Source organism: Saccharopolyspora antiqui, from assembly GCF_052246905.1.
Lineage (GTDB): Bacteria > Actinomycetota > Actinomycetes > Mycobacteriales > Pseudonocardiaceae > Saccharopolyspora.
This window is the reverse complement of sequence record NZ_JBQQBO010000024.1, coordinates 70454-90529: the sequence shown is the minus strand read 5'-3', so window position 1 is coordinate 90529 and position 20076 is coordinate 70454. Positions and strand designations below refer to the sequence as shown.

Annotated in this window: 18 protein-coding genes; 8 read left to right on the top strand and 10 right to left on the bottom strand. The window is 70.9% G+C overall.

The window, feature by feature from the left end; translation table 11 throughout:
* Nucleotides 1–78 precede the first annotated feature (78 nt).
* Nucleotides 79–690, bottom strand: coding sequence for a DUF305 domain-containing protein (locus ACTWQN_RS30025; protein ID WP_443206968.1), 612 nt, complete (start codon nt 688–690; stop codon nt 79–81).
* Nucleotides 691–1081: 391 nt separating this feature from the next.
* Here ACTWQN_RS30025 and ctaD point away from each other — a divergent pair, with 391 nt between their 5' ends.
* The 3 genes from ctaD (at nt 1082) to ACTWQN_RS30010 (ending at nt 5061) form a co-directional block, all read left to right on the top strand.
* Nucleotides 1082–2830, top strand: a complete 1749-nt coding sequence (gene ctaD / locus ACTWQN_RS30020) for an aa3-type cytochrome oxidase subunit I (RefSeq protein ID WP_443206967.1) — start codon at nt 1082–1084, stop codon at nt 2828–2830.
* Between the two features lie 128 nt (nt 2831–2958).
* Nucleotides 2959–4179, top strand: a complete 1221-nt coding sequence (serB, locus tag ACTWQN_RS30015; RefSeq protein WP_443206966.1) for a phosphoserine phosphatase SerB — start codon at nt 2959–2961, stop codon at nt 4177–4179.
* Between the two features lie 51 nt (nt 4180–4230).
* Nucleotides 4231–5061: an aminoacyl-tRNA hydrolase gene (locus ACTWQN_RS30010; protein ID WP_443206965.1), complete on the top strand. Its 831-nt coding sequence runs from the start codon at nt 4231–4233 to the stop codon at nt 5059–5061.
* 237 nt (nt 5062–5298) lie between these two features.
* Here ACTWQN_RS30010 and ACTWQN_RS30005 read toward each other — a convergent pair whose 3' ends face one another.
* On the bottom strand, nt 5299–6195 hold the full coding sequence (locus ACTWQN_RS30005; RefSeq protein WP_443206964.1) for a CPBP family intramembrane glutamic endopeptidase: 897 nt from the start codon (nt 6193–6195) through the stop codon (nt 5299–5301).
* 135 nt (nt 6196–6330) lie between these two features.
* Between ACTWQN_RS30005 and ACTWQN_RS30000 the strand changes: the two genes are divergently transcribed.
* Nucleotides 6331–7659, top strand: coding sequence for a sensor histidine kinase (locus ACTWQN_RS30000; RefSeq protein WP_443206963.1), 1329 nt, complete (start codon nt 6331–6333; stop codon nt 7657–7659).
* Nucleotides 7650–8291, top strand: a complete 642-nt coding sequence (locus tag ACTWQN_RS29995; RefSeq protein WP_443207004.1) for a response regulator — start codon at nt 7650–7652, stop codon at nt 8289–8291. The genes ACTWQN_RS30000 and ACTWQN_RS29995 overlap by 10 nt, the downstream gene beginning before the upstream one ends.
* On the opposite strand, the gene ACTWQN_RS29990 is transcribed toward ACTWQN_RS29995, so the two are convergent.
* The 8 genes from ACTWQN_RS29990 to ACTWQN_RS29955 form a co-directional block, all read right to left on the bottom strand.
* Nucleotides 8276–8908 carry an energy-coupling factor transporter transmembrane component T family protein gene (locus ACTWQN_RS29990; RefSeq protein WP_443206962.1) on the bottom strand — a complete coding sequence of 211 codons (633 nt, stop codon included), beginning with the start codon at nt 8906–8908 and terminating at the stop codon, nt 8276–8278. The genes ACTWQN_RS29995 and ACTWQN_RS29990 overlap by 16 nt on opposite strands.
* On the bottom strand, nt 8905–9579 hold the full coding sequence (locus ACTWQN_RS29985; protein ID WP_443206961.1) for an energy-coupling factor ABC transporter ATP-binding protein: 675 nt from the start codon (nt 9577–9579) through the stop codon (nt 8905–8907). Before ACTWQN_RS29985 ends, ACTWQN_RS29990 begins: the two co-directional genes overlap by 4 nt.
* Nucleotides 9576–10697 carry a thiolase family protein gene (locus ACTWQN_RS29980; RefSeq protein WP_443206960.1) on the bottom strand — a complete coding sequence of 374 codons (1122 nt, stop codon included), beginning with the start codon at nt 10695–10697 and terminating at the stop codon, nt 9576–9578. The genes ACTWQN_RS29985 and ACTWQN_RS29980 overlap by 4 nt, the downstream gene beginning before the upstream one ends.
* Nucleotides 10694–12007 carry an AMP-binding protein gene (locus ACTWQN_RS29975; protein ID WP_443206959.1) on the bottom strand — a complete coding sequence of 438 codons (1314 nt, stop codon included), beginning with the start codon at nt 12005–12007 and terminating at the stop codon, nt 10694–10696. Before ACTWQN_RS29975 ends, ACTWQN_RS29980 begins: the two co-directional genes overlap by 4 nt.
* 41 nt (nt 12008–12048) lie before the next feature.
* The gene (locus tag ACTWQN_RS29970) at nt 12049–12636 is read right to left on the bottom strand and encodes a biotin transporter BioY (RefSeq protein WP_443206958.1); all 588 of its coding nucleotides are present in this window, start codon (nt 12634–12636) and stop codon (nt 12049–12051) included.
* Nucleotides 12637–13207: 571 nt separating this feature from the next.
* A complete protein-coding gene (locus tag ACTWQN_RS29965; protein ID WP_443207003.1) occupies nt 13208–15265 on the bottom strand; it encodes an ATP-dependent DNA helicase in 2058 nt (685 codons plus the stop codon).
* Between the two features lie 200 nt (nt 15266–15465).
* The gene (locus tag ACTWQN_RS29960) at nt 15466–16035 is read right to left on the bottom strand and encodes an isochorismatase family protein (RefSeq protein ID WP_443206957.1); all 570 of its coding nucleotides are present in this window, start codon (nt 16033–16035) and stop codon (nt 15466–15468) included.
* Nucleotides 16036–16372: 337 nt separating this feature from the next.
* On the bottom strand, nt 16373–17677 hold the full coding sequence (locus ACTWQN_RS29955) for a nicotinate phosphoribosyltransferase (RefSeq protein WP_443206956.1): 1305 nt from the start codon (nt 17675–17677) through the stop codon (nt 16373–16375).
* Nucleotides 17678–17936: 259 nt separating this feature from the next.
* On the opposite strand from ACTWQN_RS29955, the gene clpS reads away from it, so the two are divergent.
* The 3 genes from clpS to ACTWQN_RS29940 all read left to right on the top strand — a co-directional run bounded on the left by clpS (nt 17937) and on the right by ACTWQN_RS29940 (nt 20059).
* Nucleotides 17937–18230 carry an ATP-dependent Clp protease adapter ClpS gene (gene clpS / locus ACTWQN_RS29950; protein WP_242187326.1) on the top strand — a complete coding sequence of 98 codons (294 nt, stop codon included), beginning with the start codon at nt 17937–17939 and terminating at the stop codon, nt 18228–18230.
* The gene (locus ACTWQN_RS29945; protein ID WP_443206955.1) at nt 18231–18794 is read left to right on the top strand and encodes a DUF2017 domain-containing protein; all 564 of its coding nucleotides are present in this window, start codon (nt 18231–18233) and stop codon (nt 18792–18794) included.
* 230 nt (nt 18795–19024) lie between these two features.
* Nucleotides 19025–20059, top strand: coding sequence for a P1 family peptidase (locus ACTWQN_RS29940; RefSeq protein WP_443206954.1), 1035 nt, complete (start codon nt 19025–19027; stop codon nt 20057–20059).
* The last annotated feature ends 17 nt before the right edge of the window (nt 20060–20076 follow it).

The following is a 20076-nucleotide window of genomic DNA, read 5'->3' as shown; positions in this document are numbered from 1 at the left end:
GGCCGGGACAGCGCGAAGGGCACCTCCCGCCAGATCCCTTGGCGGGACGTGCCCTTCGTCGACGAGCTACGAGTTCGGTCAGACGAGCGCGTTGAGCTTGTCCAACGTCGCCTGCTCCTCGGCGACGAACTCCTCGGCCAGGGTGCGCATCTCCTGCGCCGAGCCGTCCTGCTGCTCGGCGCGGGCCAGCTGCCCGGCGCTCTGCTGAAGCGACAGCATCGCCTGCTTCCACTGCTGGTCGAACTGCGCGCCGGAGAGCTGCTGCAACTGCTGCATCTGCTGCGGCGTCTGCAGGCCGCTGTCGTCGTCGCCCGCATCCTCCGGAGGTCCGGAAGACTGACCGGCCGCCGAGCCCAGGAACGTGCTGAGCTGGTCGACCCGCGGCTGCGTCGCCTGCTGGAGTTCGGTGGCCAGCGCCTTGACCTCCGCGCTGGCCGCGTTGCTCTCGGCCAATCCGGCCAGCTCCAGCACCTGCTGCCGGTTGGCGAGCAGCTCCTGGGCGAACTCGCGATCCGCCTCGGCGTGCTCACCGGTCGAACCGGTCGGGTGCTGCCCGGCGTGCTGCTGCGCGGTCGCGGGCGGCGGTGTGCCGGGGGCCGGGGGCTGGTCGCTGGGTTCCTCGTTCGGCGTGCAGCCCGCAAGCGCGAGACCGCCGACCAGCACGGCGCCGATGATCGTGCTCCTCCGCACGTGCTTCCCCTCCAGGGTTTGGTGGACGTCGTCCCAGGGCGGCCCCGTTGATCGGTAGCGGCTGATCGCGGGCGGGCTGCCGGACCTGTTGCCCCGTAGGCTATCCGGCGCCCCGCAGGCGGTTGCGGGCGACGTCGCCGCAGCCCACCGCGCTGCGCCGCCTGTCGGGTTGATCTCACTGCCAGTGACGGGCCCCGGCGCGATGAATAGGGTGGCTACGGCCCGGCCGAAGTCCAGCCGGGGGACCGGACTAGTATCCGCAGTCGGCAGGCATTGCGACCGGTCTGCAACGCAGGGCGCCGCATTGCTGCCAACCGGCCCGAACCGGGTCGGGGCGGACCCCAGCCGGGTCCGAAGAAGAGGTTTCAAAGGGATCAGTGCAGGAGGCACCGTGACGGCCGTCGCGCCACAGCCGATCGCCACGCGCCCATACCCGGTGCGCAAAACGGTCAAGGGGTCGTTCCTGGCGCGGATGTTCCGCACCACGGACCACAAGCAAATCGGCATCCTCTACCTGGTCACGTCGATGGCGTTCTTCCTGGTCGGCGGCCTGATGGCGATGCTGATCCGGGGTGAACTCGCCCAGCCGGGGCTGCAGTTCCTGTCGCAGGAGCAGTACAACCAGCTGTTCACCATGCACGGCACGATCATGCTGCTGCTGTACGCGACCCCGATCCTGTTCGGCTTCGCCAACTACATCCTGCCGCTGCAGATCGGCTCCCCGGACGTCGCGTTCCCGCGGCTGAACGCCCTCGGCTACTGGCTGTACCTCTTCGGTGGCCTGATGGTCGTCAGCGGCTTCCTGCTGCCGGGCGGCGCCGCCGACTTCGGCTGGTTCGCCTACACCCCGCTGTCCGACGCCCTGCACTCGCCGGGCCACGGCGCGGACATGTGGATCGCCGGTCTCGCGGTATCCGGTCTGGGCACCATCCTCGGCGCGGTCAACATGCTGACCACCGTGATCTGCCTGCGCGCGCCGGGCATGACGATGTTCCGGATGCCGATCTTCACCTGGAACATCATGGTCACCAGCCTGCTGATCCTGCTGGCGTTCCCGATCCTGACCGCCGCGCTGCTGGGCCTGATGGCCGACCGCCACCTCGGCGCGCACGTGTTCGACCCGGCCAACGGCGGCGTGATCCTCTGGCAGCACCTGTTCTGGTTCTTCGGCCACCCGGAGGTCTACATCGTGGCGCTGCCGTTCTTCGGCATCGTCTCGGAGATCTTCCCGGTGTTCAGCCGCAAGCCGCTGTTCGGCTACACCGGCCTCGTCTTGGCAACGCTCGGCATCGCGGCCCTGTCCGTGGTGGTGTGGGCGCACCACATGTACGCCACCGGCGCGGTGCTGCTGCCGTTCTTCGCGTTCACCACGTTCCTGATCGCGGTCCCGACCGGGGTGAAGTTCTTCAACTGGATCGGCACCATGTGGAAGGGGCAGCTGACCTTCGAATCGCCGATGCTCTTCAGCGTCGGCTTCCTGGTCACCTTCCTCTTCGGCGGTCTCACCGGTGTCCTGCTGGCCATGCCGCCGATCGACTTCCACGTCTCGGACACCTACTTCGTGGTGGCGCACTTCCACTACGTGCTCTACGGCACGATCGTGTTCGCCACCTTCGCGGGCATCTACTTCTGGTTCCCGAAGATCACCGGCCGGATGCTCGACGAGCGGCTCGGCAAGCTGCACTTCTGGCTGACCTTCATCGGCTTCCACACCACGTTCCTGGTGCAGCACTGGCTGGGCAACGAGGGCATGATGCGGCGCTACGCCGACTACCTGGCGTCCGACGGGTTCACCACGCTGAACACGATCTCCACGATCGGCGCGTTCCTGCTGGGCGCCTCGATGCTGCCGTTCCTCTACAACATCTTCAAGAGCTACCGGTACGGCGAGGTCGTCACGGTCGACGACCCGTGGGGCTACGGCAACTCCCTGGAGTGGGCCACCTCCTGCCCGCCGCCGCGGCACAACTTCACCGAGCTGCCCCGGATCCGTTCCGAGCGCCCGGCGTTCGAGCTGCACTACCCGCACATCGCGGAACGCATGCGGCTGGAGGGACACCTGAGCCTCACCGGCAAGACCCTCGCCCACAAGCACGAGAGCAAGCCAGTGGTCAGCGCGTCGGAGGACGCCGAGAAGTGACCTTAGTGCTAACCCCGCACAATCGAACTGTGCCAAGGTTGGGTTAGCTCGACGATGGGCCCCGGCGGGCTGAGCCTGCCGGGGCCCGACGTTTGTCGGCCGTGCCGCAGAGAGGAAGTACCGCCGTCGTGAACGCGACCACCGTGCTGATCACCGTGACCGGGAAGGACAAGCCGGGGGTCACCTCCGTGCTTTTCGCCGCACTGACCCGGCACGGCGTGGACATCGTCGACGTGGAGCAGGTGGTGATCCGCGGTCGGCTGGTGCTGGGGGTGCTGGTGGCCACCGAGCGCGACCCGGAGCAGCTCCAGGAGGCCGTCGAACAGGCGATGGCCACCGTCGGCATGACCGTCGAGGTGGCCATCGGTGCGGAGGACGGCCACGGCAACCCCTCGACGCACGTCGTGGTGGTGCTCGGGCAGCCGGTGACCGCCCGGAACTTCAGCGCGGTGGCCCGCGGCCTGGCCGAGATCAACGTCAACATCGACTCCATCCGGCGGGTCGCCGACTACCCGGTGACCGGGCTGGAACTGCAGGTCAGCGCGCCCGACACCGGTGAGGATTCGGACGACGCGCTGACCTCGGCGATGGCCGACATCGCCGCCCGCACCGGGGTTGACCTGGCCGTCGAGCGCACCGGGCTGTCCCGGCGGGCCAAGCGGCTGGTCGTCTTCGACGTGGACTCGACGCTGATCCAGGGCGAGGTCATCGAGATGCTCGCCGAGCACGCCGGTTGCGCGCCGCAGGTCCGCGAGATCACCGAAGCGGCGATGCGCGGCGAGCTGGACTTCGCCGAGTCGCTGCGGCAGCGGGTCGCGGTGCTGGCGGGCCTGCCCGCCACGGTGCTCGACGAGGTCGCCGCGGAGCTGGAACTCACGCCCGGCGCCCGCACCACCATCCGCACGCTGCGTCGGCTGGGCTTCCACACCGGCGTCGTCTCCGGCGGGTTCACCCAGATCATCGACCAGCTGGTCGATGAGCTCGGGTTGGACTTTAGCGCCGCGAACGAACTGGAGATCGTGGACGGCAAGCTGACCGGCCGGGTGATCGGGGAGATCGTGGACCGGCCGGGCAAGGCCAAGGCGCTGCGCCGGTTCGCCGAGTCGTTCGGTGTTCCGGCGGCCCAGTGCGTGGCGGTCGGCGACGGGGCCAACGACATCGACATGCTCTCGGCCGCCGGGCTCGGGGTGGCGTTCAACGCCAAACCGGCCCTGCGGGAGGTCGCCGACACCGCGTTGTCGTACCCGTTCCTGGACACCGTGCTGTTCGTGCTCGGTGTCACCCGCGCCGAGATCGAGGCCGCGGACGCCGAGGACGGCGTGCTGCGCCGAGTGCCGTTGGACGTGTGATGTCGGGCGCTGCGGCGCGAATTCGGTGGCCGCGGACCGGATAATCGACGTGTGTTCGGTGACGACGTTGCTGCTGCCCGGCCGTATGGCGTGCTGGATCCGCTGATCGCCCGGTACGCCTCGTGGCTGGCGCTGCCCGGGGCGGCCACCGCGGACACCTCGGACGAGGATCCGGAGAACGTGGTCCTGATGCCGATGGTGCTGCGGATCGAGCGCCGCGAACCGGCGGACCGCACGGCGCTGCTGGAGGCCGCCGCCGCCGCGGCGATCGAGGTGTGCCTCGACGAGCGCTGCAAGCCGGGTGGGGAGTGGCACGACGCGATGCGCACCTGGATCTGCGGGCGGATCCGCAAGGTGGCGCGGCGGGCGCGCGGTGCGCACTGGGAGGCCGTGCAGTCGCTGCCCGGCCGCACGGTTTCGGTGGGCAACGCCGAGGTGCGGGCGTTCCTGCCGATGCGGGTGGCGGACATGCCCAAGGAGCTCAGCCGGTTGCAGATCTCGGGCAGCGAGCTGGCCGCCGACGAGCCGGGGCCGCCCGCGCCGGATGTGCCGAGGTTGTGGCTGAACCCCGATGTGCCGATGAGCGCGGGCAAATCCGCGGCGCAGGCCGGGCACGCGACGATGTTCCTGGCGTCGCTGCTGCACGGCACGGGAATGGACGCCGAACTGGACCGCTGGGCGGACGACGGTTTCCGCTGCGCGGTGCGCCAAGCCGACGCCGACACCTGGGCACGCCTGCACCCGCGCGACGACGCGGAAACGGCCTGGCGCCAGCACCACGTCGCGGTCGTCCGCGACGCGGGCTTCACCGAAGTAACCCCAGGAACCGTCACAGTCCTAGCCGAGTGGCCCACGATCGGAGCGGCGATCAGAGCGGAGTGAAGGGCACCTTTGACCGGCATAGTTGGTAAAAGGTGCCCTTCACTCGTCACCTGATTGGGAATCGGAGCCGGATCTGGGGCCAGACATAGGCCAAGCCCGAGAATGTTTTGCAATCTTTCGATCGCTAGGTCTATTGGCGGCCTGATCGGTCGTCATGGCCACTGCATCCTCGGGCTGGTCGCCGGGTTTCCCCGGTAACGACGAGTATCAGCACGGTTCGGGCGGCGATGCCAGGGGCTAAAGTCCCGGCTCCGCGATGCGGCCCGGCTCCGCGATACGGCCTGGTGCCGCTGGGGGCGGGGTGGGTCGCAGGCGTCCGCTGAGGATGATCCAGCCCGCGGCCACCGCGATCGGGGTGGCGGCGAGTGCCGTGACGAGTGTTGCGCCGAGGCCCGCGCCCTCGGTCAGCACCGTGGTCGCCAGCAGCGAAATCACCGCGTTGTTGCCGCAGTGCCCCAGGCTGGCCACCCACACGCTGCCGCTGCGGATCCGCAGCCAGCTCAACACGATCTCCTGGCAGACGAACGACGCGGTCCACACCAGCAGGCCCAGCGCGACGTTGCCGAACTCGATGTAGCCAAGGAAGGCCAGCGGGTAGTGCCAGACCGCCCAGATCAGCCCCGTTGCGATCGTGGACCGCAGCGGCCGGTCGGGGAACAGGCGCAGCCGCAGGTAGCTGGTCCAACCGAACTCCTCGCCCCAGAAGAACGGGGTGAGCACCGGTACGAGCACCAGCAGCGACAACACCACCGGCCAACCGGGCAGCTGCGACCAGCTCGGCTGCCACACCCCGCTGGCCGCGGCCACCGCGAAGGTTCCCGCGGCCAGCACGAACGGCCCGAGCCAGGCCGCCAGGTAGTAGCGCCAGCTGGCTCGCAGCCGCAGCGCCAGCCCGGCGTCGCCGAAGCCCTCCCGCGTCACCCAGCGCCGCACGATGAACGCCGCGACGGCCGGTGCGAGCGCGAACGGCAGTTGCACCAGCGGATTGACCATGGAGAAGCCCAGCGACGCCGCGCCGAACATGCTCGCCCACGCGAGGCCGAAGGCGAGCAGGACGAACACCAGAACGCCGGTGAACGGGGCTTGTTTCTCGGCTTGTTTCTCGGGGGGCACGTCGAGGTGCGAGGTCGTCATGCCATCAGCAGATCAACGGACCGGTGGGCCGGTCACTACGCGCAGCCGCCCGAATCGGGGTATGGCTGGAGCTACCCGGAGGACTACGGCCAGCCCCGCTGATCCGGCCGCCGCCCTCTGGTTAGCTCTCTGTCCGTGTCTCCTGCAACCCCACTGGAATCGCTGCGGCAGCGCCGTTTTCTGCTCAGCACCTGGCCGTGGCGCTCGCTCGGCTACCTGCTCGGCACACCGCCGGTGGTGGCCGTCGCGGCCTTTCCGTGTCTACTGTGGACATCGGTGGTGCTGGCCGCGGCCGATCCGGGATCCGCGTCGCCCGCCAGGATGCTCGTCGCGGGCGCCGTCGGCTGCGGGCTGCTCGCGGCGGGCGCTCCGCTGCTGGCGATACCGTTGGCGAGGATCGAACGGTGGCGGCTGCGGCTCGTCGACACTCGACCGATCGGCTGCCCGGCGATCGGTTGCGACCACCGGCCTTCGGCGACCGCGAACCCGTGGCACCGGTTGCGCGCCAGATACCTGGCGGCGGGGACCTGGCGCGAGGTCGCCTACGCGACCTTGCTGCTCACCGCCGCTCCGGTGGCCTATGCGACGGTGTTCGGGATCGTGCTCGTGATCTTGATGTTCCTGCTCAGCCCGTTGCTGGTGCTCGGCGAAAACGGGCCGGTGGCAGTCGGTTTCGGCACCGTCGGCACCGTCGGCGAAGCGCTCTGGTACGCGTTGGCCGGTTTGGTCGTGCTCCCCGCCGTCCCGTACTTGCTGGCCTCGCTCGCCGGTGTGCACGCCGCGGTGGCACGGGTCCTGCTGCAGGACAGCGGCGAGCGGTTGCGCACCGAACTGGTCGAGGTGTCGCGATCCCGCGCCCGCCTGGTGGACGCCTTCGAGACCGAGCGGCGGCGGATCGAACGCGATCTGCACGACGGCGCACAACAGCGGTTGGTTGGCCTCACGCTGCAACTCGGCCTCGCCAGGCTCGACGTTCCGTCGACCTCCCCGGCGCACCAGAACGTGGCGGACGCGCACGAGCAGGCGAAGCAGCTGATGGCCGAGCTGCGCGAGCTGGTCCACGGCATCCACCCCAGGGTGCTCACCGACCGAGGCCTACCGGCGGCGCTGGGCGAACTCGCCGACCGCTGCCCGATCCCGGTGGCGGTCCGCGCCGAACTCGCGGGCCGGTTCTCCAGCCACGTCGAGGCAACGGCGTACTTCGTGGTAGCGGAGGCCCTGACCAACATCGCCAAGCACAGCACCGCCACCACCGCGTCGATCACCGCGCGGCACCTCGCCGGGGTGCTCGCAGTGGAGATCTCCGACGACGGACGTGGCGGCGCCGATCTGGCGGGCGGCACCGGGCTGACCGGCCTCGCCGATCGGGTCGCCGCGCTCGACGGCAAGATGTTCCTGTCCAGTCCGGTCGGCGGCCCGACCCTGTTGCGCGTGGAGTTGCCGTGCGAAGTCCGATCCGCGTAGTGCTGGCCGAGGACGGCGTGCTGCTGAGGGAAGGCGTCGCCGGATTGCTCGACAGGTTCGGCTTCCAGGTCGTCGCCGCCGTCGGCGACGCCGAGGCGCTGAGCACCGCGGTCGCCGAACACGCGCCCGATCTGGTGATCACCGACATCCGCATGCCGCCCGGGTTCACCGACGAGGGGCTGCGCGCCGCGGTGGAACTGCGCCGCGCGCATCCCGAACTCGCCGTGGTCGCGCTCAGCCAGTACGTGGAACGCAGCTACGCCGCCGAACTCCTCGACTCGGGCCGCGGCGAGCGGGTCGGCTACCTGCTCAAGGACCGGGTGGTCGACGTCGAGGACTTCGTCGGCGTGCTTCGGCAGGTGGTCGACGGCGGCACCGTGGTCGACCCGCAGGTGGTGCGCCAACTCCTGAACCGGCAGCGCGATCCGCTGGCCGCGCTGTCGGCGCGGGAACACGAGGTGCTCGCCCTCGTCGCGCAGGGGCACTCCAACTCCGAGATCGCCAGGCGGTTGGTCGTCAGCGAAGCCGCTGTCGGAAAGCACGTCGGCAACATCCTCGCGAAGCTCGACCTGCCCCCGGCCGAGGACACCAACCGCCGGGTCCTCGCGGTGCTGGCCTACCTGCGGTCCTGATGCCCGGAACTCCAGTCGTCGCCGACGCCTCGGGCGGCGAGGGCTTCGCCGAGGTCGTCGGCGTGGCGCAGGGTGCGGATCAGGAACGGCACGGCGAAGGCCGAGACGGAGCGCTCGGCGCCTCGGGCCCGCTGCGCGTCGCGCACCTGCGTCGCGATCGTCGACAGCGCCGCCACCGCCTGGATCGTCAACCCCACCAGCAGCCCGACCCGTTCGGGCCGGACGCCGAAGCGCCGGGTGGGCCGCAGACCGCGCTCCACGGCGCTGACCAGGTCATCCACCCTGGTGGTCAGGGTGAACAGGTTCGCCGCGCCGAGCGCCGCGAGCAGCCGCAGGCACACCACGGCCGCCCTGTCCAGCCCGAGCATCCACCACTGCAGCAGGAACACCAGCAGCAGCAACGGAATCAGCAGCCTGCTCGCCTGCCAGCAGCGGCGCGGCGGGATCCGGGCGAGCAGGTACGCGGCCGCGACGCCGAGCACGCATCCGGCCAGCGCCAGCGGCCAGGACAGCACGAAGGTCAGCACCGCGAAGACCAGCAGCCCCAGGAGCTTCCAACCCGCGCCGAGCCGGTGCAGCACGCTGGCGCCGGGTTGGTACAGACCGAGCGGCGTCACCCGACCAGCTCCCGGTAGAACGGGATCGCGGCAGCCGGTTCGTCGTCGGCGACCACCTGGCCCGCGTCCAGCACCACGACCCGGTCGAAGCCGCCCAGCAGGTCCAGGTCGTGGGTGACCAGCACCACCTGCTGCGCCAGCCCCTGCAGCACCTCGACGAAGTGCCGCTTGTTGCGCAGGTCCAGCAGCGTCGTCGGCTCGTCGCAGACCAGCACGTCCGGCTCCAGCACCAGCATCGAGCACAGCGCCAGCAACTGCTTCTCGCCGCCGGAGAGCTGGTGCGCGGGATGGTCGGCGTAGCCGTCCAGCCCGTGTTGGGCCAGCACCTGCGCCGCTCGACGCTGCCGCTCGGCCTTGGAAAGACCCTGCCCGCGCAGCGAGAACGCGACGTCCTCACCGGCCGTGGGCATCACGATCTGGCTGTCCGGGTGGGTGAAGATGAACCCGACCCGCCGCCGCACCGCTCGGCCGTCGCGCACCGGATCGACCCCGTCGACCAGCACCCGCCCGCTGCTGGGGTGCACCAACCCGTTGATCATCCGGGCCAGGGTGGACTTGCCCGATCCGTTCGCACCGACGAACGCGACGCGCTGTTCGGCGAGCCGCAGGTTCACCCCCGCCAGCACGGTGCGCTCGTCGTAGCGGTGCCCGACTTCCTCGAACTCGATCAATCCACTCGCTCCCACATCGTGGCCACCCCGAGCCCACCGCCGGAGGACAGCGCCGCCAGGCCGATGCCCGGCCCGTCCGCCCGCACCATCCGGCTGAACAGCCGCACCACCAGCACCGCGCCGGACGCGCCCCACGGGTGGCCGAGCGCGATCGCCCCGCCGTCCGGGCTGACCAACCGCTCGTCGATCCCCGCCGCGTCCAGGCAGGCCAACGCCTGCCCGGCGAAGGCCTCGTTGAACTCGACGACCGCCGGGCTGTACCGCTCGCGGAGTTCGCGCATCGCGGGCACCGCACCCAAGCCGAGCCGGTTCGGGTCGACACCCGAGGTGCGCCAGTCCAGCAGCCGCAGGCCCGGCACACCGAGGCGGCGGCGCTGCGCTTCGGTGGTGATCAGCACGGCGGCGGCCCCGTCGCTGATCCCGCACGAGTTCGCCGCGGTCGCGGTGCCGTCCGGGGTGAACGCGGGGCGGAAGCGGGCCAGCCGTTCGGCGGTGAAACCCCCGCGCGGCCGTTGGTCCGCGGTGGCGCCGCCGATCGGCACCAGTTCGGCGTCGAAGCGCCCGGCCTGCTGCGCGGCGACGGCGCGCGCGTGGCTGCGCGCGGCGAAAACGTCCTGGCGCTGCCGCGAAATCCCCGCCTCGGCCGCCACCAGGTCCGCCGCCGGTCCCATTTCCGGATCGCCGATCTCGGCCGGTGCGAAGGGCGCTCGATCGTAGAAGCGGGGCGGCTCGGCCGCCGAACGCGGTCGCCACGCCCGCCACGGTGCCGTCGACGGGCTCTCCGCGCCACCGGCGAGAAACCAGTCCCCAACCCCGCCGCGGATCATCGCGGCCGCGGTGGTGATCGCGCTGAGCCCGCTCGCGCACTGCCGGTCGATGGTCATGCCCGGCGTGGTCTCGCCCAACCCGGCGCGCAACGCCGCCACCCGGGCCGGATTTCCGCCCGGCCCCAGCACATTCCCGAGCAGCACGTCGTCCACCGTGTCCACTCCGGCGTCGTCTAGGACGGCGCGCAGCACCGGCGCGGCCAGCCGATCGACGGACAGGTGGCGCAGCACGCCGCCGTTCTCGCCGATCGGCGTGCGCCGCGCCGCGATCACCACCGGAGTCCGGTTCACAGCCGCTCCGCGGCGAAGGTCCCGGCGCGCAGCCGCTGTGCGACCAGCGCGCGGGCGGGTTTGCCGGATGCGGTTCGCGGCAGTTCCCGCACGGCCAGCCAGCGCCGGGGCCGCTTCGCCGGTTCCAGCGCTTCGCGGGCCCTGGCGCGCAGCGTGCGCAGCGTCGGCGGGGCGACCGGATCGATTTCGACGATCGCCGTGACGAGTTCCCCGAACCTGGCATGCGGGGTCGCCGAAACCAGCACGTCGAGCACGCCTGCTGCGCCGCGCAGCACCGATTCGACCTCTTCCGCGTCGACGAGCTGGGCACCGCTGTTGATCGTCGAGCTGGCGCGACCGAGGATCTCCAGCGAACCATCGGGATGCCGCACCGCGCGGTCGCCCACGGTCGACCAACCGTCCGGTGACCGCGGCGGCACGATCCGGCCGTTGGCCAGGTAGCCGTCGAAGGCCAGCGGGGAGCGGACCCACAACTCGCCGACGCCGTCGACCGGATCGCGCACCTCCACGTCGACGACCGGCCGCAGCGGGCCGCCCCGCCGAATCGCGATCAGCGAGTGCTCGGCGCAACCGTAGTACTCGACGAGCTCGCAGCCCGGCAGCACCTTGGCGAGTCGCTCCGCAAGCGCATCGTCGACCCGCGCCCCACCGCAAACCACCGTCCGCAAACCGCATTCGGCGCGCAGCACCGGATCGCGCTCCAGGACGGACAGCAGCGCGGCGAGCATCGCGGGCACCAGGTGGATCGCGGTGGCCTGCCGCGATGCCTCGGCGGCCTCGGCCGCCGACCACTTGTCCAGCAGGTGCACATCGACGCCCGCGTGCAGCGCGTGCAGCGCACCGAAGAGGAACAGCGACGAGCTCAGCGGTCCGGGGATGAGCACCCGATCCCGGAAATCCAGCCCGAGGTCCAACGCCGCGAAGCTGCGCAGCCAAGACCCCCGACTCCGAACCAACACCTTCGGCACCCCACCACTGCCCGAGGTGGTCGCCAGGTAGAACTGCGTCCGGTCGTCCCACTCCAGGCGTTCGCCCGGACAGACCGGGTTGGTGGGTCGTTCGAGGTGTCTCGGGGTGGTTACCAGGGTGGGGCGGGCGGCGCCCAGGACTTCGGCTCGCTCGTGCGGGGTCCAGGTCGGCTCGATCAGGAGGGTTGCGCAGTCCGCCAGGTCGGCGGCGAGGAAGTAGGTCAACCGGGTCAGCGCATTGCCGCCGTCCAGCGCGATTCGCGAGCCGGGCGGCATGAGCCGCGCGGCGCGGTGGACCTGCGCGAGCAGTTCCGGGGCGTCCAGCGTGGTTCCGGCGTGCACGACTCGCGAAGCGGGGGAGCGGCCGAGGATCGGTAGCACGCTCAGCCCTCGGCGGTGGCGCGGCGCGTCGAGCCGGTCAGGGCCGCCGGGACGGCCCGGTGCACCGCGACGGCGACGAGCGAGACGGCGACGAGCTTCAAGGCGTCGCCGGGCAGGAACACCAGGGACTGCACCACGGCGGCGCGCAGGTCGCCGATGACCAGGCCCCAGTACGGGATGCCGATCAGGTAGTCCACGGCGACACCGGCGATGTTGGCCGCCAGCAGCACGAACAGGCCCGGCTTCGGCAGACCGCGCTGCACGATCAGACCGACGACCACTGCCGACACCAGCCAACCCGCCACGAATCCGCCGCTGGGTCCGATGAACGGCGCGATACCGCCGCGGCCACCGGAGAGCAGCGGCAGTCCGATCGCGACCAGCGCCAGGAACAGCAGTGTCGCGGCACCGCCGCGCCGGGCGCCGAGGATGCTCCCGGCCAACAGCGGGCCCATGTTCTGCAGCACGATCGGCACGGCCGCGCCGCCTAGGTAGAAGCCCGGGAAGATGCCGAGGACGGCGATGAATGCGGCGAAGACCACAGTCCTGGCCAGGTTCGCGGCGGGCGCGGCTTGGCGTGGTGCGGACACGGCGTCTCCCTAGCGGTTGGTCGACAACATTTCTCGGTCGGCGACATTGCCGGACCGGGCCCCGAGCCGCGCCACCGCGAGACCGCGTCGAGCGCGGCAGGTACCGGCCCGACCAGCGGTTCACCTCGGATCGGGCGGGCCCGATCGGCGCAGCGACCACAACCTACCCGGCAACCCCGCCGGAACAGAAAGTCGAGCGCCGAATTGTCGATCACCAACAAAACCCGTTACTTCCGCAACGACCGGTTCGTCCCGGAATCCGACCGCACCTGGTGCCCACCGCGGATCAGCGCGAAGCATGCACCGCTGGTCGACGCGGCATGCATGAGTCGGGGATCCCGGAGACGAGAAGGCCGCTGAGGGCCTGTCTTCGAACTCGTTTTGCGTGGCGGTGCGGGTGGCAGACCTGGCGATTTCGCGCGCAATCGCCACCCGTCCCGCGTGGGAGACGGCGATTTCGCGCGAAATCGTCCACCTCACCCGAGGTGGACGGCCCGACACGACCACTTCAAAGACAGGCACTGAGGTTCCGCTACCCGCACCGCCACGCAAAACGAGTCCAAGGGCAGGCTCAGGCCGGGGTCGCGGCGGCCAACCGTTGCAGGGCGCCGCGCACGATCTCGGGATCGTGGGTGGTCCAGAACGGTGGCAGCGAGGCGCGCAGGAAGCTGCCGTAGCGGGCGGTGGACAGCCGCGGATCCAGCACCGCGATCACACCCCGATCCTTCGGCGAGCGCAGCAGCCGCCCCGCGCCCTGCGCCAGCAGCAGCGCCGCATGGGTGCCCGCCACCGTGATGAACCCGTTGCCGCCGCGCTCGGCGACCGCCTTCTGGCGGGCCGAGGCGAGCGGATCGTCCGGGCGCGGGAACGGGATCCGATCCATCACGACCAGTTGCAGCGAATCGCCCGGCACGTCCACGCCCTGCCACAGCGACAGGGTGCCGAACAGCGAAGTCGCCGGATCCTCGGCGAATTTGCGGACCAGCAGCGCGGTGGCGTCGTCGCCCTGGCACAGCACCGGCGTGCTGAGGCGACCGCGCAACTCCTCCGCGGCCTGCTTGGCGGCACGCATCGAGGAGAACAGGCCGAGCGTGCGTCCCCCGGCGGCCTGCACCAGTTCGGTCAGCTCGTCCAGGTACTGCGGCGGAAGCCCGTCGCGGCCCGGTGTCGGCAGGTGCCGCGCGATGTAGAGGATGCCGCTGCGCTGGTGGTCGAACGGCGAGCCCACGTCCAACCCGGTCCACTTCGGACCGCTGGTATCGGCGGGCGGTTCCTTCTCGGTGGCCATCCCGGCGACCGGCTGGACCTGTTGCTGCGGCGGCAGGCCCCACTGCCGGGCCAGCGTGTCGAACGATCCGCCCAGCGCCAGCGTCGCGGAGGTCAGAACCGTGGTGCGCTGCCCGAAGAGCCGCTCCCGCAGCAGCCCGCCCACCCCCAGCGGCGCGACCCGGACGGTCGGCGGTCGGTTCGGTTCCGCCGACACCCACACGACGTCGTAGCGCGCGTCGTCGTCGAAGGCTTCCAGCAGCCGGACCGCGGTGTCGTGCACTTCTTCGGTGAGCGCGTGCGCCAGCTTGCGGGCCGTGCTGCCCTCGGCGTCTTCCTTGCGTTCCGGGCCGAGCGCGGTGATGCAGGCCGCCGCCGCGTCGCGGGTGACGGTCAGCGCGCCGCCGAGGTCCTGGGGAAGCTCGTCCAACCGACCGGGATTCGCCGCCTGCAACACCAGGTCCAGTCCTTCGGCGGCCTCGTCGAGCCGGTCGGCGATCTCCTCGTCGATGGCCCGCCCGCAGCGCCGGGCCGCGAGCTTCACCGCGCCTGAGCTCAGCTCCCCGGTGGCCGCCGAGGTCACCCGATCCACCAGATCGTGCGCCTCGTCGACCAGCACGACGTCGTGTTCGGGCAGCACCGGCCGGTCGTCCAGCGCGTCGATGGCCAGCAGCGCGTGGTTGGTGACGACGATGTCGGCCCGCCCCGCCTCGGCCCTGGCCCGCTCAGCGAAGCAGTCGACGCCCACCGGGCAGCGGTGCACGCCGAGGCATTCCCTGGCGGTGACCGACAGCTGCCGCCAGGCCTGGTCGGTCACGCCGGGCACCAGTTCGTCGCGGTCACCGGTTTCGGTTTCGGTGGCCCATTCCTGGACCCGCCGCACCTGGCGTTCCAGGGCCGACGCGGCGAAGGCGTCGAACAGGGCGCCGTCGTCGGGTTCCTCGGGGGCGTTGCCGTGCACCCGGTTCAGGCACAGGTAGTTGCGGCGGCCCTTGAGGATCGCGAAGGTCGGGCGTCGGCCGAGCGCTTCGGCCAGCGCCTTGGACAGCCGGGGGAGGTCGCGGTCGACGAGTTGGCGTTGCAGCGCGATGGTCGCGGTGGAGACGACCACGGTGCTGCCTTCGGCGACGGCGTGCCGGATCGCTGGGACCAGGTAGGCCAGCGATTTTCCGGTGCCGGTGCCAGCCTGCACGGCGAGGTGCTCGCCGGAGCGGATGGAGTGCTCGACGGCCTCGGCCATCTGGGCCTGGCCTTCCCGGGGCACCCCGCCGACCGCCCCGATCGCGATCTCCAGCAGGTTCGGCAGGGCCGGGATGTCCTGCTTCGCCTTGGCGGCCAACGGAAGTTCCGGCGCGTCCCGCATGGGTTCGCCGCCGCGGGCGAGGTCGGCGGCGATCTCCGGTGGCAGCTCGTCGTGCTCGTCGGGCTCGAACGCAACCGGGTCGGACCATCGCGGAACAGAGGTGGGCACGTCACAAGACGCTACCGCGCACCCCTGTCCGCGAACGGCGAGCACCGATCTTCCGCGATGCGGAATCTGGGCCTCGGCGGTTCGGGGGCGTGCTAGCGGACGACGGGTTCGCCGATGAGGTTGACGCCCGCGTCGTCCAGCTCCGCCAGGGCCGCGTCGACCGTTTCGCGGGACACCCCCGCCGTGAGCTCCAGGAGCACCGTCGTGTCCAGGCCCGCGCGGACCGCGTCCAGCGCGGTGGCGCGCACGCAGTGGTCGGTGGCGATGCCGACGATGTCGACTCGACGAACGCCGTGCGCGGCTAGCCAGTCGCGCAGCGGCCGGTCCCGGGAGTCGATGCCCTCGAAGCCCGAGTAGCCGTCGCTGTACTGGCCCTTCGAGAACACCGCCTCGACTGGACCCACGTCCAGCTCCGGGTGGAACGCCGCCCCCGGCGTGCCCGCCACGCAGTGCCTCGGCCAGGAGCGCACGAAGTCCGGCTGATCGCTGAAGTGCGCGCCCGGATCGATGTGGTAGTCGCGGGTGGCCAACACGTGGTCGTGGTCGAACCCGGCGAGGTACCGGGAAATCTCCGCCGCCACGCCCGCGCCACCGGCCACCGCCAGCGACCCGCCTTCGCAGAAGTCGTTCTGCACGTCCACGATGATCAACGCCTTGGCCATCACGACTCCTCACCGTCGCATACCGCTCGTGACCGGCAATTCCGGCGACCACCGGAACACCCACCCACGAATTCTGAAGTGCTGTCTTTGTTCTTGTTTTGAAGCGGCGTGGCCGCTTAGCCCACTCTTGCAGCTTGCACCGCTGCGGGTTCTCAGGCTGTGCCCACTGGCGTTCTCCGGGAGGCCTGCCACGACGTGGTGTATTGGACATACATGAGTCGGGGATCCCGGAGCGAGATCGCCCGGGGTGCGGGGTGTCCCCGCACAGGCACTGCCCGAGGTTCCGCTACCTGCACCGCAACGCAGAATGCGCCTGGAAACAAGCTCTGAAGTGCCGTCACCCCTCGTGGAAGACCGTGGGGATGGCCGGTTCGCCGTGGGAGAGCTTGAGACCTTCCCACGGGAGGGTCACCAGCGCGTGCCGCAGCCGCTGCCGGTCGTCGGCCAGCGTCGGCAGGTCCGCCACCCGTTTTCCACCGCGCATCAACGGGATCTGCAAGAACCGATCGTGCGGTCCGAGCACCGGCTCGGCGGCGCCCGGCGCGATCCGGAAGACGACCTCCTCCACCGCCGTGCCGGTCTCCTTGTGCCGCCGCACCGCGGCTTTGCGCCCGCCGCGCGAGGTCTTGTGCGAGCTGCGCTTGGCCACCGGGCGGCCCTCGACCTCCACCAGCTTGTAGACCATTTCGGCGGTCGGCGCCCCGGAACCGGTGACCAATGCGGTACCCACCCCGTAGCCGTCGACCGGCTCCGCCCGCAGCGCGGCGATGGCGTACTCGTCGAGATCGCCCGAGACGACGATCCGGGTACCGGTCGCGCCCAGACCGTCCAACTGCTCGCGGGCCTGCCGCGCGAGCACCCCGACGTCACCGGAGTCGATCCGGATCGCGCCCAGCTCGGTCCCGGCGATCTCCACGGCCAGTTCGATGCCGCGGGTGATGTCGTAGGTGTCGACCAGCAGCGTGGTGCCGGTGCCCAGCGAGGTGATCTGGGATTCGAACGCGGAGCGCTCCGAGTCGTGCAGCAGCGTGAAGGCGTGCGCCGCGGTACCAGCGGTCGGGATGCCGTAGCGGCGGCCCGCCTCCAGGTTCGAGGTGGCGGTGAAACCGGCGAGGTAGGCGACCCGCGCCGCCGCCACGGCCGACTCCTCGTGGGTGCGCCGCGACCCCATCTCGATCATCCGGCGACCGTTGGCCGCCGACACCATCCGCGCCGCGGCCGCCGCGATCGCGCTGTCGTGGTTGAGGATCGACAGCGCCAACGTCTCCAGCACGACGGCTTCGGCGAACGTGCCGCGCACCGTCAGCAGCGGCGAGCCGGGGAAGAACAGCTCGCCTTCGGGGTAGCCGTCGACCTGGCCCTGGAACTGGTAGCCGCGCAGCCACTCCAGCGTCGCGTCGTCCACCACGTGGGCAGCCGCCAGCTGGTCGAGTTCGGATTCGCCGAACCGGAAGTTCTCGATCGCGTCCAACACCCGACCGGTACCGCCGGTGACCCCGTAGCGTCGACCGTCCGGCAGCCGCCGGGTGAACACCTCGAAGGTGCACTGGCGGTGCGCGGTGCCGTCCCGCAGCGCGCTGGCGAGCATGGTCAGCTCGTAGTGATCGGTCAGCAGCGCCGTGCTACCCGTCGAAGAGCTCATGCCGAGAGATTAGTGCCTGTCGTTGGACTCGTTCCGCATGGCGGTGCGGGTGGCGGGCCCCCTGCGGGGATTGCTGCCGCCGTCTCGACTCCGCCGATCCCCGACATCAGGTACCCCGCGATCCGCAGTGCGTGCGCCGGTCGGTGGTCCTGCGGTGTCGCGGTGTTCATCGCTGGTGCGGATGGTTGCGGAACCGGTGGGTGTCGGGTTTGGCTGTGCGGTCGACACGGCTGTGACGGTCGCGTGCGACGATGGGGGCATGACCTCGCCCGCTGAAATCGAGCGCGCGCAACTCGAACCGGACGCACTCGGTACCGAGGACAAGCCGTGGGTGACCGTGGTGTGGAACGACCCGGTCAACCTGATGTCCTACGTGACCTACGTGCTCCAGAAGATCTTCGGTTACACCCGGGATCACGCGACGAAGTTGATGCTGGACGTGCACCACAAGGGCCGTGCGGTGGTGTCCTCGGGTTCCAAGGAGAAGGTCGAGGGCGACGTGGCGAAGCTACACGCCGCGGGCCTGTGGGCGACGATGCAGAAGGACTCCTGAGTGGAAGGCTGGACCCGCAAGAACGGTCATGTGCTCGCCGACCTGTCGCAGCAGGAGGCCGCGGTTATCCGCGGGCTGGTGGGGCAGATCAAGGACATGCTCACCGCCCGTTCCGACGATGCGCCGAAGGACGAGCTGGCCGAGCTGACCGGAATCCGCACCGGGCCGACGACGCCGCCGGAGGACCGCGTGCTGGCGCGGCTGCTGCCGGACTTCTACCGGCGCGATCCGATCACCGGCGAGACCGACGAGGAGGAGTCCGACGCGGCCGGTGCGATGCGGTCGCTGCACGAGCCGGGTCTGCTGGAGGCCAAGACCGGGGTGGCCGCGCTGGTGCTGGAGACCTGCCCGCCGCAGGGCGGCCGGGTCCGGCTGACCGGTGAGCAGGCCGACGGGTGGTTGGCGGCGCTCAACGACGTCCGGTTGGCGCTGGGCACGGCGCTGGACGTCGAGGAGGACATGCCGGAAGACGTGCCCGACGACGAACTGCGCCGCGAACACCTGGGCGTGTACCAGTGGCTCACCTGGGTCCAGGACAGCCTGGTCGGCGCCCTGATGGCCTGACGCCGTCGACCTGTGACGAGGTGAGGGGCACCCGTGCCCCAGTTACTTGGTCACGGGTGCCCCTCACTCCGGGGCTCTGTACCGCTCGATCAAGTTGCCGAAGCGAACCTCGTACGACGTTGGCGACCGCCCGATGTTCGCCCCCGGAGCGGTCCGCCTCGTCGCGGCCGCGCTTCCGTTACGTCTGGCTAACGTGATGCCGATGTCGCCGAACTGAGGGGTGGGTGCGAATGGTGCGCCGGACGGGTGAGCTCGATGCGATCGTCGACGTCGATGACGTGCGGGTGGGTCACCACCAGCGGCTCGACGACCGCTGGGCGACCGGTACCACGGCCGTGCTGGTGCCTGGTGGTGCGACCGCGGCGGTAGATGTCCGCGGCGGCGGCCCCGGTACCCGCGAAACCGATGTGCTCGCCCCGAGCCACCTGGTGCAACAGGTGCAGGGCGTGATCCTCACCGGTGGCAGCGCCTACGGCCTGGCCGCCGCCGACGGCGCGATGCGCTGGCTGGGCGAGCGCGGGCACGGCGTTCGGGTCGGCGCCGATCCGTCGCACGTGGTGCCGGTGGTGCCCAGCGCGGTGATCTTCGACCTGCCGATGAACGACTGGGGCAACCGGCCGGACGCCGAGTTCGGCCATCTCGCCTGCCAGAACGCGGGCCGCACCGAGACCCGGCAGGGCAACGTCGGTGCGGGCACCGGGGCGGTGGTGGGCACCGTCAAGGGCGGCATCGGCACGGCCAGCGCGGTGCTGGACACCGGCACCACCGTCGGCGCCCTGGTGGCGGTCAACGCCGCCGGGTCGGCGATCGACCCGGACACCGGCCTGCCGTGGATCCCGACGCGCGGTCTGCGCCCGCCCGATCCAGCGGAGGTCGAGGCCGGTCGGCGGCTGTTCGGGGCGCGTCCGGGGCGGCGCGGGCCGGTGCAGCGCCCGCTGAACACCACGATCGGCGTGGTCGCCACCGACCTGCGGCTGTCCAAGGCCGAGTGCCAGCGGCTGGCCGTCGCCGCGCAGGACGGGTTGGCGAGGGCGATCCGCCCGGCGCACGCCCTGGTCGACGGGGACACCATGTTCGCGCTGGCCACCGGCACCGGCGCGGCCCTCCCGGCGCCGGGGGAGCAGGGCTGGTCCGAGCGGCTGGACGCGGTGTGCGCGGTGGTGGCCGATCTCGTCGCGCAGGCGATCGTGCGCGGTGTGCTGGCCGCCGAACCGGTCGACGAGGTGACTTCCTACACGCGCCTCTACCCATCGGCCCGGGAATGAATCATCGTGGTCCTACG

Coding starts and splice junctions, on each gene's coding strand:
- ACTWQN_RS29940 (WP_443206954.1), top strand. CDS start 19,025: ATGGTGCGCCGGACGGGTGAGCTCGATGCGATCGTCGACGTCGATGAC.
- ACTWQN_RS29965 (WP_443207003.1), bottom strand. CDS start 15,265: ATGCGGGACGCGCCGGAACTTCCGTTGGCCGCCAAGGCGAAGCAGGAC.
- ACTWQN_RS29955 (WP_443206956.1), bottom strand. CDS start 17,677: ATGAGCTCTTCGACGGGTAGCACGGCGCTGCTGACCGATCACTACGAG.
- ACTWQN_RS30005 (WP_443206964.1), bottom strand. CDS start 6,195: ATGACGACCTCGCACCTCGACGTGCCCCCCGAGAAACAAGCCGAGAAA.
- clpS (WP_242187326.1), top strand. CDS start 17,937: ATGACCTCGCCCGCTGAAATCGAGCGCGCGCAACTCGAACCGGACGCA.
- ACTWQN_RS29960 (WP_443206957.1), bottom strand. CDS start 16,035: ATGGCCAAGGCGTTGATCATCGTGGACGTGCAGAACGACTTCTGCGAA.